Below are 14,074 nucleotides of genomic sequence, written 5' to 3' on the forward strand. Positions count from 1 at the left end.
CCTGGCGGTGAGCGCAGCCGTTGTCTTCGTCGCTCTCAGTGCGCGCCTTCCAGCGGCTCCAGACGTGCGTGCACCACCGCTTCCAGCGCCGCCCAATCGATACGCGACAGATCGCTGTGACCGCGCGTGGCCTCGACCAGAATCTCGCGCTGGATGTCGCTGCGCGCCAACGCAATCGAATAGCGCGTGCGCAGGAAGGTCACCATCGTGTAGTGCGGCACGAAACGGGTAGGCCAGCGCGCCTGCAATTGCTGCTCGAGTTCGCGCTGCAGCAGGAAGTCGGCATCGCCGACGCGGTCGCGCATTTCCAGATAGTTTTCCAGCGCCATCTGTTGGATCGCGGCGGCATCGTCGCGGCGTGCGGCTTCGAACGCCGCGAACGCGCTGCCGATATCGTCGTGCGCGTCCATCTGCTCGGCCAATGCCACGCAATCTTCGAAGGCGCAATTCATGCCCTGACCGTGGAACGGCACCATCGCGTGTGCGGCATCACCGATCAGCAAGGCGCGGTTATCCAGGTGCCAGCGCTCCAGGGTGAGGGTGCCGAGCAGGCCGGGCGGATGTTCTTCCCAGTGTTCTTCGAGCTGCGGAATCAGCGGCAGCGCATCCGGAAAATCGCGTGCAAACAGCGCATGCGCTTCTTCGCCGGTGCGGGTGGTGGCAAAGCTCGGGTTGCCTGCGTTGGGCAGGAACAGGGTGACGGTGAAGGTGCCGCCGTCGTTGGGCAGCGCGATGCACATGTAGCGCCCACGCGGCCAGATATGCAGCGCATTGCGCTCGATACGGAAGCCACCGCCGGGCAATGGCGGGATTTCCAGTTCCTTGTACGAGTGATCCAGGAACTCGATGCGCTCGCCCAACGGCGATTTGCGCTGCATGGCCGCGCGCAGTGCCGAGCCGGCACCGTCGCTGCCGATCAAACTCTGGAAGTGGATCTCGTGCGGCTGATCGTCGCGGTCATCGATAAACCGCGCGTAGCCGGCGTCGAAATCGACCGTGTGCAGCCGGCGATAGAAATGCACCGATGCGCCGGCCTGTTCGGCCAGATCCAGCAAGGCGATATTCAACGCGGCACGGTGGATCGACCAGATCACTTCGCTGTCGTCGCGGCCGTAGCGCTGCAGCTGCGGTTCGCCCTCGATCGGGTGCACCATGCGGCCGCGCATCATTACCGCCTTGGCCATCACCGCCTCTTCGGCACCGGCCTGACGCAATGCGTGGCGTCCGCGTTCGGCCAGCGCCAGGTTGATCGAGCGGCCGGATTCATAGCCCTTGATGCGCGGGTCGCCGCGCCGTTCGTACACGGTGACCTGCCAGCCGCGACGCGACAGCAGGATGGCAAGCAGGCAACCGGCCAGGCCGGCGCCGATCAGGGTCAGGGAGCGAGGGGAGACGGGGCTCAATGCAATGTCCGGCAGCGGCCGGACGCGGGAGCCGGCAAAAGTGAGGAAAGAAGCAGTTGGCTATAGCGCGCCTGCGTTGCCGAAGGCGCGCTCGGAGTGTACGTGGGCGTCTGCGGGTTTCGCGTGTGCCTGCTACGTGACCGGTAGCGATGCAGTCAGTGTGCGGCGCTCAACCGGCGGCCCAGGCTTCCACCTGCTCCACAAAGGTGTGCAGATCGCTGAAACGGTTGTACAGCGGCACCGGCGCGATGCGGATCACGTCCGGTTCGCGCCAGTCGCCAAGAACGCCGGCCGCATGCAGATGCTCGAACAACGCGCGCCCTTGCGTGCGTCCGCCAGCCACCCGCAACGACAGTTGGCAGCCGCGCTGCGCCGGCTCGGCCGGGGTGACGATCTGCAGCACCTGCGGCACGCGTGCTTGGATCAGCTGTTCCAGATGTCCGGTGAGCTGTTCGGACTTGGCGCGCAGCGCAGCCATGCCGGCCTGGTCGAATAGCTCCAGCGATGCACGCAGCGGTGCCAATGCCAGTACCGGCGGGTTGCTCAGCTGCCAGCCTTCGGCGCCGGGCGAGGGCACGAACTGCGGATCCATGCGGAAGCGGGTCTGCTGCTCGTGTCCCCACCAGCCGGCCATGCGCGGCAGATCGCTGGTGGCATGGCGCGCGTGCACGAAACAGCCGCCCACCGCGCCGGGTCCGGCATTGAGATATTTGTAATGGCACCACACTGCGAAGTCGACGCCATCGTCGTGCAGGGTCAGCGGGATGTTGCCCACCGCATGCGCCAGATCGAAGCCCACCGCAGCGCCTTGCGCGCGTGCCAGTCGCGCAATTTCGCCTAGATCGAAGGCCTGGCCGGTGCGGTACTGGATGCCGGGCCACAGTACCAATGCCAGACGCGAACCGTGCGTGGCGATGGCATCGGCAATGGCGGCCATCGACAACGTGCCGTTGGGCTCATCGGCGTCCACTTCGATCAACTGCGTGGCCGGATCCAGCCCGTGCAGGCGCAACTGCGATTCCACCGCATGGCGGTCGGACGGAAATGCGCCGGCTTCGATCAGGATCGCGCCGCGCTCAGGCGTAGGGCGATAAAAGCTCGCCATCATCAGATGCAGATTGACGCTGAGGGTGTTCATCGCCACCACTTCGCCAGGTTGCGCGCCCACCACGCGCGCCAGAGCGTCGCGCACCAGTTGGTGATAGGTCAGCCATTGGGTGGGGCCGGTGAAGTGGCCTTCCACCGCAAGCGCGCCCCAGTGATCGAGCACTTCGCTCACCATCGCGCGTGCCTGACGCGGTTGCAGGCCCAACGAATTGCCGACGAAATAGGTCTGATCCCGGCCATCGTGCTGCGGGAACACAAAAGCGTCGCGCAGGCTGCGCAGCGGGTCGGCGGCATCCAGCGCCACGGCGTGGGAACGGGACAGCGGGTCGGTGGTCATCGGGCTCGCGTGCTTTGGATCGATGCCGCAGTTTACCTTCCGGCACCTTGCGCGCCGTCATGCACCGCAGGCGTCTCGGTCGAGGCCGGTCGGGCAGGGCGTAGTAGATGAGTGAGCGTGCCGATGCTGTCGGTGACGCGGTCGATGGTGTCGGCAAGCGCGGCGGTGGTCGGCGAACCATCCGGCAGCGCGGCCAACGCGTCGGAGAGTTTGCGCTCGGCGCTGCGTAGCGTGGCTGCAGCCGGCGTGCCGCCGTTGCTCAGGCACGCGATCAGCTCGGCCAACGCCTGGTCGGCGTCATCGGCGAAGGCGGGCAGTGCGTCCAGCGACGGCAGCGGGTGACCATCGCGCAGCACCGCCTCCAACAGCAGCGTGGCGCGGATCAGCCGGTTGCCATTGGCCAGCAGCGATTCGGCTAGCTTGAGTTCGTGCAGATTGCGGCGGCTGCGTGGCTCGCCGCGCAGGCGTTCGATCGATGCCTGCGCATTGGTGCGGGCCACGCGTGCGGCGGCGCGGCTGTCGCTCAGCCGATCCATCTGGCCCAGCAACAGGTTGTGCAGATGCTCGCGATAGGCCGTGAGCAACTGCGCCAGCGAGGCGCGGATATGCCGGCGCTCGCGCGTCGGCCATAGCGCGTAGGCGATCAGTGCCAGTGCGCTGCCGGCCACGGTGGCCTGCAGCCGCGCACCGACCGCCTCGCCGGGCGTCATGCCTTCGAAGGACAGCAGCAGCACCAGCATGCCGGTGAGAAACGCCACGCCGATGCCGTAGTTCACTTGAGTCAACAAGCGAAAACCCAGGCAGAACAGCGCCAGCAAGGCCATGCGGATACCGGCGCCATCCATCGCAAAATGGGCCAGCAGTGTGGCCACCAATAAACCGATGAAGGTGCCGGCCACGCGCAAGGCGCCAAAGCTGAACGTGCCGCCGAAATCCGGTTTGAGCACGATGGCGGTGGTCATCGGGATCCAGAAACCGTGCGGAATCTGCTGCCAGCGTTGGACGGCGATGGCCAGTGCCAGACACACGCCGCAGCGCAGCGCATGCCGGAACGCCACCGACGACAGATCCAGGTTTGCCCGCAACGTCGCCCAGGTCGCGGCCGGGCGCAGCGCTGCCGGTAGCCGCGCTTCGGCCAATTGCGCCTGGATTTCGCCGCGGCTGCTGGCCCAGTGCGCGTTGCGGATCAACGCGCGCAACTGCCCGCCCAATCCCTGCGCGCGGGCCACCGCCACACGCACCAGCCGGCGCTCGCGGGTATCGGCGTTATCGTGCTGAAACTGTGCCAGCGTGCCGACCAGATCGTCGAAGCCGGTCATCGACGCGTTGGCCGCGACCGGATCCTCGCCCACCGTCATGGTGTGGGCCAGCTGCTCCAGCACAATGGCGCTGCGTTCGAGCACGCGCTCGATCGCCGGGCGTGCCTGCGAGTCGGTCAGGCGGGTGTCCGCATCGGCCAACGACAGCAGCTCCAGCCGCACGCGGTCGCAGAGCTCGGCAATGATGCGAAAGCTCTGCACCGCGATCGCGCGTGAGCGGTGTTCGCCGTGCAGCATCACCATGGCATCCAGCACTTCCTGGGTTGCCGGCGGTGCTGCGCTGGCTTCCGGGCGTTGCCGTGCGATTGCTGCCAGCTGGCGCATCAGGTCGGCGAGCGCAAAGCGTTCCGGGCGATACCGTTGCAAGGGCCAGGCCGCCAGGGCCAGCAACACCTGCAGCAGGCCACCGGCAAAAATCAGCGCAGCCACGCCGGGCGCCTGTTCCACTGGCAGCCGCATGTCTGCACTCACCACCAGCAGGATCATGCTGGTCAGGCCAACCCGCGCCGCAACCGGGCCCAGCGCCACCAGCAGGCCACCACCCAGGCCGAGCAGCAGCCCGGCGATCACCAGGGCAGGCGTGTCGTGGCCAACCCATACGCCCAACAAGGCCGCCAGGCCAGCGGCCAGGGCCGCCATCAGCATGCGTTGCAAGCGCGCACGGTAGGGCCCGGGTTGATCGGAAAACATCGTGTTCAGCGCGCCGCTGCACACCGCCAGGCCTGCGGCGACATGCCCGGTGGCCACGCCGATCGCCAGCGGCAGTACGACCGCTGCGGTGTTACGCAAGGCCACGCGCAGCGGCACATCGCGCGGCTTGAGGTCGATCAGTGCGCGCAGCATGCTGCGTGCTTGTGTGGGTGCGGCCGGCGTGTGCATTGCATGCGCTGGCGCCAGCGCAACTCAGGCATCGACTGCAACATAGCGCTCCGGCGCAGGATGCAGATGCCCGCACTGCGTGCAGGTCCGCAGTGCCAGCGAGCGATAGAAGTGATCGAACACCGGCGGGAAGTCGGTTTCGATATTGCCTAGCGGAAACATCGCCTCATATAGCTTGTGATTGCACTGCGGGCAGTACCACTGCAGCCCGTCCTGTTCGTGCGGCAAGCGTTCGCGCTCAATGACCAGGCCGATCGAACCGGCGGTGCGCTGCGGCGAATGCGGCACCTTCGGCGGCAGCAGAAAGATCTCGCCAGCGCGGATCGGGATGTCGCGTTGAACGCCTTCATCCTGCACCTTCAGCACCATCTCGCCTTCGAGCTGAAAGAACCACTCCGGGCCTTCGTCGTAGTGATAGTCGGTGCGCGCGTTGGGCCCGCCGACAATCATGATGATGAAGCCATCCTGCTGGATGCACTTGTTGCCGACCGGCGGTTTGAGCAGGTGGCGGTATTGCTCGATCCAGGCATGCAGGTTGATCGGCGGGACCAGCATCGACATTCCTCGGCGAAGAAGGCCTCCAGCATAGCCAACCGCGACGCCGATGGGCGCCGCGGTCGGTCAAACATGCAGCGCCGACTCAGCGTTCGGCGTGATCGGCCTGAATTTTCGTCAGTGCCGCGTCGTAACGCTCCTGCAGCAGGTCGGCGCGGTCGATGGACATGCCCAGATCGTGCGCATGGCCGTCGCGCAGGCTGTAGACCCACCCATGCACGCACAACTCCTGCCCACGCTCCCACGCATCGCGCACGATGGTGGTGCGGCAGACGTTGACCACTTGTTCCAGCACGTTGAGCTCGCACAGGCGCGCATGCTGCACCGGCAGATCGCCGGCATCGTGCAGGCAGGCTTCGTGCTTGTCGGCCACATCGGTGACGTGGCGGATCCAGTTGTCGACCAGGCCCATGCGCTTCTGGGTCAGGCTGGCGAACACGCCGCCACAACCGTAATGGCCCACCACCAGAATGTGCTTGACCTTGAGCACGTCGACGGCGAACTGGATCACCGACAGGCAGTTCAGATCGCTATGCACCACCACATTGGCGATATTGCGGTGCACGAACACTTCGCCCGGTGCCATGTCGATGATCTGATTGGCCGGCACGCGCGAGTCGGAGCAGCCGATCCACAGATATTCCGGGGTCTGCTGCGTCGACAGTTTGGAGAAGAATTCCGGGTCTTCGCGACGGATACGCTCGGACCAGGCACGGTTGTTTTCAAGTAAATGGTTGAGCTCGTTCATGCGCGCAGTATTCCAGATGACGACGGGGAGGAAACAAGACAGAGGCGGGTCATAAAGCGGTGGTGCAGCAACGCGAACGCAATGACAAGGCGATCAGCTCTGGCGCGCACGCAACGCATTGCGCATCAGTGCGGCCACGTCCTGCGCATCGCTTGAACGTTGCTGCTCCAGCGCATCGGCCACCGCTGCAACATTGCCGGCCGGATGGTTCTGGCTGAGCTTGAAGGTGAGTTCGATGCGGCTTGGCACGAAGCGGAAGCCGATCAGCCCACGCAATTGCCGACGATGGCTGTCGCGCTCCATCTCGAATTGCCAGTCGCTGCCGACGCGTTGCTCGAAGTGCGTGCTCATCCGGCCGATCAACTCGCCCACCGCGTCTTCATCGGCAAGCTCGGTGCATTGCCCATGCAGATGCGCGATGGCGTAATTCCATGTCGGCACGCGCGCGGCCGCTTCCTTGTCCAGATACCAGCCCGGCGACACATAGGCGTGCGGCCCCTGCACGACGATCACTGCATCGCCCACATGGTGCGCTTGCGGATTGGGGCGTGCCCAGTGGCCCTCGATGAGCACCTGCTGGTCGTCGCGCCGATACAGCACCGGTAGGTGCGAGATGGCTGGTTGTCCGTCGTCGCTCTGACTGATCAGGGTGACGAACGGGTCACGCGCCAGCAGCCAGTCCAGCAGCGCCAGATCAGTCTGTGCAAACGCGCGCGGTGCGTACATCTCAGGCGCGGCCGCCCATGCTCACCACCATGCGCTCGCGCAGGTCGGCATCGTTATCGCCGTGCGGTGGCGACACCTCATGCAGCGAAAACCCGCGGATCAGCGCATCTTCTTCGTCCAGCCCGTCCAATGCCACGAATTCGGCATCGAACAAAGCCGCACGTGCGGTGTCTTCGCTGTCGTAGGCCAACGTCTTGCCATCGCTGTCCAGCACTTCGGCAGTGCCGGCTTCTTTGATGCGCAGGCGCGCCCAGATCAGCGTACGGCCGATGGTGGCCAGCCACCACTGATCGCGGCCGTCGGAGCTGTGTGCTGCGTCGATGTCGATGATATTCATGCCAGTACCTTGGAAAGCAGCCCGAGCAGGGCCGCCATGCCCAGGCCGAAAAAAATGGTCAGCAGCGACAGCCAGGCGGGTGTGGCCAGACCGGACAGCGCACTGTCGCGGTAGCTGCGGTAGCGGCGCGCCAACAACCAGCGCCACGCGGTCGGGCTGATGAAGGCCGGGTCGCCGAAGCTGGCCAACACATCAGAGTGTCGGTCGCGCAGGTGCACCAGGGTCAGCGGCCAGAAGATCAGCAACGCGGTCAGCCCGGCAACGGCGACACCGACAAAACACAGCGCGAAGAACAGGGTCATGTGCGGGACTCGGCAGGCGGAGCATCGAAGCGGGCAATGATCGTGATGAGGCCGACGATCGCCTCGTTGAATGTGTCCAGGTCTTCGGCCGGAATCCACCACTCGGTGTGATGGGCGCCGCCGACTTTTTGAATGGCGTACTGGTCGACGACCGCGGCGAGCACATCGAACTGCGCCACATAGCCGACGCCGCTGTCCTTGACGTTCCAGCGTGATGCAATTTCTTCGGCATAGCGCTGATTGGTGACCGGATAGAAGATCGGCTGCTCCGGCAATCGCGGTGGCCAGCGTCGGAAGCCGGAGTCACGCACCAGGGCGTATTCCTCCGGCCCCAACGGGCGATACATCGTGACGGTGGCCGCCTCCGTGCTCACTCAGAACTCCGCGCTGCCCGGCGCGCGCGGGTAGGGGATGGCGTCGCGGATGTTGCTCAGCCCGCACACGTACACCACCAGGCGCTCGAACCCGAGGCCAAAACCGGCATGCGGCACCGAACCGTAGCGACGGAAATCGCGGTACCAGCTGTAGTGCTCCTTATCCAGACCGAACTGCGCCATGCGCGCATCCAGCACATCCAGGCGTTCTTCGCGCTGGCTGCCGCCAATGATTTCGCCGATGCCCGGCGCCAGCACATCCATTGCCGCCACGGTCTTGCCGTCGTCGTTCAGGCGCATGTAGAACGCCTTGATGTGCTCGGGATAATTGGTCACCACCACCGGGCGGCCGATGTGTTCTTCGGTGAGCCAGCGTTCGTGTTCGGTCTGCAGGTCCAGGCCCCATTCGACCGGGAAGTCGAACTTCTTGCCGGAGTTCTGCAACAGCTTCACCGCCTCGGTGTAATCGATCTGCTCGAACGGTGCATTGATGAAGGCTTCCAACTTGCTGATCGCGTTCTTGTCCACGCGCTCGGCCAGGAAGGCCAGATCGTCGCCGCGCTCGTCCAGCACCGCGCGGAACAGGTACTTCAGGAACTGCTCGGCCAGCCGCGCATCTTCGGCCAGGTCGGCAAAGGCGATTTCCGGCTCGATCATCCAGAACTCGGCCAGGTGGCGCGTGGTGTGGCTGTTTTCTGCGCGGAACGTCGGCCCGAAGGTGTAGACCTTGCTCAGGGCAAGGCAATACGCCTCCACGTTGAGCTGGCCGGACACGGTGAGGAAGGTTTCCTTGCCGAAGAAGTCGCGGCTGAAATCCACGTTGCCCGTGGCATCGCGCGGCAGGTTGACCATGTCCAGCGTGGAGACGCGGAACATCTGCCCGGCGCCTTCGGCGTCGGAGGTGGTGATGATCGGCGTGCTGATCCAGTTGAAGCCGTTCTGGTGGAAGAAACGGTGCACCGCCTGCGCCAGGCAGTTGCGGATGCGTGTCACCGCGCCGAACAGATTGGTGCGCGGGCGCAGATGCGCCACTTCACGCAGGAATTCCGGCGTCATCGGCTTGGGCTGGATCGGGTAGGTGAGCGGGTCTTCGACCCAGCCCACGATTTCGACAGCGCTGGCCTGGATCTCGAACGACTGGCCCTTGCCCTGCGACTTCACCAGCACACCCTTGGCGATCAGCGAGCAGCCGCTGGTCAGACGCTTGATCTCGTCGAAATTGGGCAGCGTGTCGTTGGCCACCACCTGGATCGGAGCGAAGCACGAGCCATCGGTCACGTTGATGAAGGCCAGTCCGGCAGATCCGCGCAGCGTGCGCACCCACCCCCGTACCGTGACTTCGCCGCCGTCGGGGAGCTTGCCCGCAAGCGCATGTTCAACGCTGACCACCGTCATGACTGTTCCTCGCCGTAGCGACCTTGAATGGTCTGCGAGTTTACTGGCTGCGACCGCGCTGGCGCGAGCCATCTGAACCGCTTGCGGGTTGAGGTGCTTGTCGCAGGCCTGCTGTGCTCCCATTTGAGGGAGGTGCCGCAGCTGAGGACGCCGCCGCAGTCGTTGCTGCCTCGCTATACTAGCCACCATCGTTTTCGGAGCACCTCCCATGGCCATCAGCCTCACCCCCGCCGCGCTGGAGCGCGTGCAGCGTTTCGTGCAGCAGACCCCGGGGACGCTGGGCCTGCGCTTCGGCGTGACCAAGACCGGTTGCTCCGGCTGGGGCCACATCACCGACCTGGCGCGCGACCAGCGCGCCGACGATGCGGTGTTCGAGCAGGACGGCGTGCGCATCTTCGTCGACCCCACTAGTCTGCCGCTGGTCGATGGCACCTGCATCGACTTCGGCAAGCACGGTCTCAGCGAGACCTTCACCTTCAGCAACCCAAATGCCACCGCCGAGTGCGGCTGCGGCGAGAGCTTTACCGTGGACGATTCGTATCGCCCCCTGGAAATTTAGCTGCTTTAATTGATTGAAATTTAAGTTGTTTTGCTTGGCGGCGTCGTAGAGGGCCGTTGGGTGTCTCCGAATATGAGGTGGATATCCGGGGACATATGCTAATGCACGAGCATAGATATCCCAGCAAAGTGGGTGTGAGTATTCCTCCCTCCTGAGGACGGCTTGGTCATGTCTCGGGTGCGGACGGCTTGCCGGTCAAGTACTTTGATAGTGGCACCTTTTACTTAGACGTCAAGACGAACGCAAAGCGTACGGATGAGTGCTACCAAGAGGGCGAAGCGCTTGATAGCGTTTTGGGTATATCTTGATTCGCCTTTGGTTATGCGCAGTCGAGAGTTCTAGTTGGTCACGTAACCGGGATGTACTTGGAAAAATATCCATGTTAAGTTCAGCGCGGCGTGAATATAGGCCTATCTAAGGCCTGCTGCGACTGATTGCGAATACACACCAGGAGAAATGTATGTCTCTGGAAGAAGAAATCGATGCAGTTCGCTATGTAAAGCGACTAAAAGAATTCTGGTCGCACGTTTTCATGTACCTGATCTTCGTTATCGCATTGGGACTATACGTAGTTCCGGACCGTCCAGGAGTTCTTTGGGTGCTGCTGGGGTGGGGAGTTGGCGTTGCCGTGCATGGGGTGTTCGCCTATCGCGGATTCAGCTTTTTCGGTCCTGACTGGGAACGAAAGATGATCGAGAAGCGGCTCAACAAGAAGCCGTAAGTCCTCGCTCGGATGTCTTTATGCCGTGCGTCGAAGACTGCACTTAAGTCTTGGTGCGATCGGTCTTGGCATGATCCTGCGATCAGCATCGCGACGTCGGCTATGGACCTCCCTTGGGATGCGTGTATGTCATGGAGGGCAAGGTGTGAAGAAAACTACCGTTATGTTGGTCGCCCTGGTTGGGTTGACAATTGGCCTCCCGGTGCTTGCCGGCATGATGCGGGCAAGACAGGGCATTCCGGTCGATACGTTGCCGGTCTCCGAAGAAGTTGTACGAAGCTCGGTGCTCGCCTCAGGCAAGGTGGGCTTTCGTGAACAGGTACGGCTCAGCTCCGAACTCAGCGGTAAAGTGCTGAGCGTTGAGGTGCGCGAGGGCGATACCGTACGCAACGGCCAGTTGCTAATTGCGCTGGAAGCCGAACAGTACCAAGCGATGCTGGAGCAGCAGCAAGCTGATGCACGCCTGCAGCAAGTGGCGATTTTGCAGGAGCAGACGCAGTTGCAGAACCTGGAACGCCAAGTCGCGCGGCTGCGCGCGCTGCAGCAGGATCGCCTGGTTGACCGCAGCACGTTCGAGGCCGAAGAGAACAAGATGAAAGTGGCGCGGCTGAACGTGCAGTCGCGTCGCGAATCGCTTGTGCAGTCGAGCGCTTCGCTGGCGCAGGCGCGCGATACGCTCAGGCGCACGCAGATCCGCTCCCCGCTCGATGGCGTGGTGACGCGGCTGGACGTGAAAGCGGGCGAATCGGTGATTCCAGGCACCACTAATATTCCCGGCACCGTGCTGGCGGAAGTCTCGGATACGTCCTCGGTAATTGCCGAGCTCAAGGTCGACGAAACCGACATTGCCCGTATCGCCATCGGCCAGCGTGCCGCCATTTACGCAGCGGCCTATCCCGACCAGGTAGTAAATGGCGTGGTTGAGCGCATTGCTGCATCGGCGGTGAAGGCAGAGGGTCAGCAGAATCTCTCTTTCGCGGTCGATATCCGTCTAGACGCCGCCGAAGCGAACCGGATCAAGCCAGGCACGAGCTGTCGAGCGGAGGTCTACACCCAGTCCAGTGGCAAGGAGCTGGCAGTTCCGCTTCAGGCCGTGCTGTACGAAGACGCGGCTCGCGCCGGCAAGGAGAAGGCGTATGTGTTTGTGGACGAAGCCGGCACCGCTGTGCGTCGCGACCTGACTCTTGGCTTGTCTTCGGACAGCCATGTTGTGGCAAAGTCGGGTCTGAAATTCTCCGAGCGCGTGGTGGTTGGGCCCTTTCGGACTCTACGCCTGCTCAAGGATGGCGATGCGATCGGCGATGCCGACAATAAGGACGGTGCTCGTGTCCGTCGTTGAGCCTGCGGGAAGCGCGGCGCCTGTCGCCGCGGTGAAGCTCGTAGATGCCGCCGCGGTAATCACGCTGCGTGGCGTGCGCCGCGATTATGTGATGGGTGGGCAGGTGTTGCCGGCTCTGCGCGGCATCAATCTGGACATCCAGCGAAACGACTATGTCGCGATCATCGGCGCCTCCGGCTCCGGAAAATCCACGCTGATGAACATCATCGGCTGCCTGGACAAGCCGACGCACGGCCACTATCTGCTCAACGGTCAGGCCGTCGCCGAAATGGGCGACAACGAGCTGGCCGGTATACGCAACACGGAGATCGGCTTCATTTTCCAGAGTTTCAATCTGCTGCCGCGAGTGGACGCCCTGCACAATGTGATGCAGCCACTGGTGTATCGCCGGATGCCGTATGCCGAGCGACGCGAGTGGGCCATCGAAGCGCTGCGCAAGGTTGGCCTGGCCCAGCGCATGTCGCATCTTCCAAATGAATTGTCCGGCGGCCAGCGGCAGCGCGTGGCGGTTGCACGCGCCCTGGTCGGCAATCCCAGCATCCTGCTGGCCGACGAGCCCACCGGAAATCTGGACTCCACCACCACCGAAGAGATCATGACGCTGTTCGATCAGCTGCAGGCGGATGGCCAGACCGTAGTGGTGGTGACGCACGAACCGGACATCGCGCAGCGCTGCCACCGCGTGATCACCCTGCACGATGGCTTGGTCAAGCTCGATCAACAGCAGAGGCCGCAAGCTTGCTGATGGATTGCGCCCGCTCCGCGTTGACGTCGCTGCGGGCGCACGCATTCCGGTCTTTCCTGACCGCGCTTGGTATCGCCATTGGCGTGGCGGCCGTGATCTTGATCGTGTCGATTGTGCAGGGACTATCGCACACGATCAGTATGCAGTTCGAAAGTCTGGGCTCGAACTCCATCACCATCCGCTCCTTCACGCCGCTCCGCGAACAGATGCTGGGACGCAACGCGAAGTTGACCGAAGCCGATCTGCAGGCGATCCGGCACAAGGTCGATGGTGTCTCGCACATCACGCCGGTACTGTTCGATGCAGGCGACACTACCAGCCGGGTCGGCTATCGTTCGCGTAATGCGATGACTCGCGTGTTCGGCGTTGGTGCCAGCTACATCGAAGTCAATCGGATCTATCCGCAGCAGGGGCGCTTCTTCAGTCATGATGACGACGCCCGGCGTCGTCTGGTCTGCATCGTTGGCACCGAGGTGATCGAGAACTTGGAGCTGCCCAAGCCTGCGCTCGGCGAGTTCATCCGGGTCGGAGAAGAATGGTGCAAGGTCGTCGGAGTGATGGAGAAGCGGGGCGAGCTGTTCGGCTTCTCCCAGGACGACTACATCCTCCTGCCGTTCTCGACCATGCAGCGTTTGCTCGGTGGTTCGCGCGAGTACGACATCCAGGTGCAGCTGCAGCTGGAAGATCCCGAACGTTCCGACGCGGTCATTGATCGGATCAGACGTGTGCTGCGTGAACAGCACAAGCTGCAGGGAGCGCAGGCAGACGACTTCCGCGTGCAGACCTCCGAGCAGCTGAGCGCCTCGTTCAATACGATCCTGGATTCGGTGACGGCGGTAGCGGCGGGTATTGTTGGCATCTCGCTGCTGGTGGGGGGCATCGGCATCATGAACATCATGCTCGTCTCGGTAACCGAGCGTACCCGGGAGATCGGCATCCTCAAGGCGCTGGGCGCACGGCGAGCGGATATTTTGTTGCAGTTTCTGATCGAAGCCATCGTGATCTGCTTGGTCGGCGGCGTCATCGGTGTGGCCATCGGCTACGGCGTCGGCAGCCTGATCGCAGCGATCATTCCCGGCATGCCGTCGGTGTACATGCCGGCGTGGGTGGTCTGCATTTCTGTGGGGTTCTCCGTGGCGGTGGGCGTGCTGTTCGGCATTCTTCCGGCCACTAAGGCCGCGCGTCTGGATCCAATCGAGGCGTTGCGTTACGAGTAGTCGGGCGAGTT

General features: G+C 63.5%; 14 protein-coding genes and 1 pseudogene. 5 read left to right on the forward strand and 10 right to left on the reverse strand.

Features of this window, described 5'->3' with window-relative positions; genetic code table 11:
• Positions 1 to 35: 35 nt before the first annotated feature.
• The 10 genes and pseudogenes from ACZZ0O_RS14465 to asnS form a co-directional block, all read right to left on the reverse strand.
• Positions 36 to 1,403 carry an FAD-dependent oxidoreductase gene (locus ACZZ0O_RS14465; RefSeq protein ID WP_115553474.1) on the reverse strand — a complete coding sequence of 456 codons (1,368 nt, stop codon included), beginning with the start codon at positions 1,401 to 1,403 and terminating at the stop codon, positions 36 to 38.
• Positions 1,404 to 1,572: 169 nt separating this feature from the next.
• The gene (gene kynU / locus ACZZ0O_RS14470) at positions 1,573 to 2,847 is read right to left on the reverse strand and encodes a kynureninase (protein WP_463591093.1); all 1,275 of its coding nucleotides are present in this window, start codon (positions 2,845 to 2,847) and stop codon (positions 1,573 to 1,575) included.
• Between the two features lie 32 nt (positions 2,848 to 2,879).
• Positions 2,880 to 5,009 carry an FUSC family protein gene (locus ACZZ0O_RS14475; protein WP_463602841.1) on the reverse strand — a complete coding sequence of 710 codons (2,130 nt, stop codon included), beginning with the start codon at positions 5,007 to 5,009 and terminating at the stop codon, positions 2,880 to 2,882.
• A 60-nt stretch (positions 5,010 to 5,069) separates the two neighbouring features.
• Positions 5,070 to 5,600 carry a 3-hydroxyanthranilate 3,4-dioxygenase gene (locus ACZZ0O_RS14480; RefSeq protein WP_463591095.1) on the reverse strand — a complete coding sequence of 177 codons (531 nt, stop codon included), beginning with the start codon at positions 5,598 to 5,600 and terminating at the stop codon, positions 5,070 to 5,072.
• An 85-nt stretch (positions 5,601 to 5,685) separates the two neighbouring features.
• Positions 5,686 to 6,348: a carbonate dehydratase gene (can, locus tag ACZZ0O_RS14485; RefSeq protein WP_055844683.1), complete on the reverse strand. Its 663-nt coding sequence runs from the start codon at positions 6,346 to 6,348 to the stop codon at positions 5,686 to 5,688.
• Positions 6,349 to 6,441: 93 nt separating this feature from the next.
• Positions 6,442 to 7,074 (reverse strand): FMN-binding negative transcriptional regulator, encoded by a 633-nt coding sequence (locus ACZZ0O_RS14490; protein WP_463591096.1) that lies wholly within the window; start codon positions 7,072 to 7,074, stop codon positions 6,442 to 6,444.
• A 1-nt stretch (position 7,075) separates the two neighbouring features.
• Complete coding sequence (locus ACZZ0O_RS14495) at positions 7,076 to 7,411, reverse strand: hypothetical protein (protein ID WP_463591097.1); 336 nt, start codon at positions 7,409 to 7,411, stop codon at positions 7,076 to 7,078.
• Positions 7,408 to 7,713 (reverse strand): hypothetical protein, encoded by a 306-nt coding sequence (locus ACZZ0O_RS14500; RefSeq protein ID WP_115527530.1) that lies wholly within the window; start codon positions 7,711 to 7,713, stop codon positions 7,408 to 7,410. Before ACZZ0O_RS14500 ends, ACZZ0O_RS14495 begins: the two co-directional genes overlap by 4 nt.
• Positions 7,710 to 8,110, reverse strand: a pseudogene (locus ACZZ0O_RS14505) (ADP-ribosylation/crystallin J1); the annotation flags it as partial. The gene ACZZ0O_RS14500 and the pseudogene ACZZ0O_RS14505, both read right to left, overlap by 4 nt.
• Positions 8,088 to 9,482 carry an asparagine--tRNA ligase gene (gene asnS, locus ACZZ0O_RS14510; protein ID WP_323514048.1) on the reverse strand — a complete coding sequence of 465 codons (1,395 nt, stop codon included), beginning with the start codon at positions 9,480 to 9,482 and terminating at the stop codon, positions 8,088 to 8,090. The pseudogene ACZZ0O_RS14505 and the gene asnS, both read right to left, overlap by 23 nt.
• 208 nt (positions 9,483 to 9,690) lie before the next feature.
• Between asnS and ACZZ0O_RS14515 the strand changes: the two genes are divergently transcribed.
• From ACZZ0O_RS14515 to ACZZ0O_RS14535, 5 genes are all read left to right on the forward strand, one after another.
• On the forward strand, positions 9,691 to 10,041 hold the full coding sequence (locus ACZZ0O_RS14515) for a HesB/IscA family protein (protein ID WP_463591098.1): 351 nt from the start codon (positions 9,691 to 9,693) through the stop codon (positions 10,039 to 10,041).
• 460 nt (positions 10,042 to 10,501) lie between these two features.
• Entirely contained in the window at positions 10,502 to 10,762 is a 261-nt protein-coding gene (locus ACZZ0O_RS14520) for a 2TM domain-containing protein (protein WP_115038150.1), read from the forward strand.
• 163 nt (positions 10,763 to 10,925) lie between these two features.
• Entirely contained in the window at positions 10,926 to 12,101 is a 1,176-nt protein-coding gene (locus ACZZ0O_RS14525; protein ID WP_463591099.1) for an efflux RND transporter periplasmic adaptor subunit, read from the forward strand.
• A complete protein-coding gene (locus tag ACZZ0O_RS14530; RefSeq protein ID WP_463591100.1) occupies positions 12,088 to 12,846 on the forward strand; it encodes an ABC transporter ATP-binding protein in 759 nt (252 codons plus the stop codon). Before ACZZ0O_RS14525 ends, ACZZ0O_RS14530 begins: the two co-directional genes overlap by 14 nt.
• Positions 12,846 to 14,063, forward strand: coding sequence for an ABC transporter permease (locus ACZZ0O_RS14535; protein WP_463591101.1), 1,218 nt, complete (start codon positions 12,846 to 12,848; stop codon positions 14,061 to 14,063). Before ACZZ0O_RS14530 ends, ACZZ0O_RS14535 begins: the two co-directional genes overlap by 1 nt.
• Positions 14,064 to 14,074 lie beyond the last annotated feature (11 nt).

The sequence above is a fragment of the Xanthomonas sp. AC360 genome (genome assembly GCF_979258225.1).

Bases quoted from the DNA above. Each gene is read 5' to 3' on its own strand.
- can (WP_055844683.1), bottom strand. From the start codon at position 6,348: ATGAACGAGCTCAACCATTTACTTGAAAACAACCGTGCCTGGTCCGAG.
- ACZZ0O_RS14475 (WP_463602841.1), bottom strand. From the start codon at position 5,009: ATGCTGCGCGCACTGATCGACCTCAAGCCGCGCGATGTGCCGCTGCGC.
- ACZZ0O_RS14535 (WP_463591101.1), top strand. From the start codon at position 12,846: ATGGATTGCGCCCGCTCCGCGTTGACGTCGCTGCGGGCGCACGCATTC.
- ACZZ0O_RS14515 (WP_463591098.1), top strand. From the start codon at position 9,691: ATGGCCATCAGCCTCACCCCCGCCGCGCTGGAGCGCGTGCAGCGTTTC.
- ACZZ0O_RS14480 (WP_463591095.1), bottom strand. From the start codon at position 5,600: ATGCTGGTCCCGCCGATCAACCTGCATGCCTGGATCGAGCAATACCGC.
- ACZZ0O_RS14525 (WP_463591099.1), top strand. From the start codon at position 10,926: ATGTTGGTCGCCCTGGTTGGGTTGACAATTGGCCTCCCGGTGCTTGCC.
- asnS (WP_323514048.1), bottom strand. From the start codon at position 9,482: ATGACGGTGGTCAGCGTTGAACATGCGCTTGCGGGCAAGCTCCCCGAC.
- ACZZ0O_RS14495 (WP_463591097.1), bottom strand. From the start codon at position 7,411: ATGAATATCATCGACATCGACGCAGCACACAGCTCCGACGGCCGCGAT.
- ACZZ0O_RS14490 (WP_463591096.1), bottom strand. From the start codon at position 7,074: ATGTACGCACCGCGCGCGTTTGCACAGACTGATCTGGCGCTGCTGGAC.
- ACZZ0O_RS14500 (WP_115527530.1), bottom strand. From the start codon at position 7,713: ATGACCCTGTTCTTCGCGCTGTGTTTTGTCGGTGTCGCCGTTGCCGGG.
- kynU (WP_463591093.1), bottom strand. From the start codon at position 2,847: ATGACCACCGACCCGCTGTCCCGTTCCCACGCCGTGGCGCTGGATGCC.
- ACZZ0O_RS14520 (WP_115038150.1), top strand. From the start codon at position 10,502: ATGTCTCTGGAAGAAGAAATCGATGCAGTTCGCTATGTAAAGCGACTA.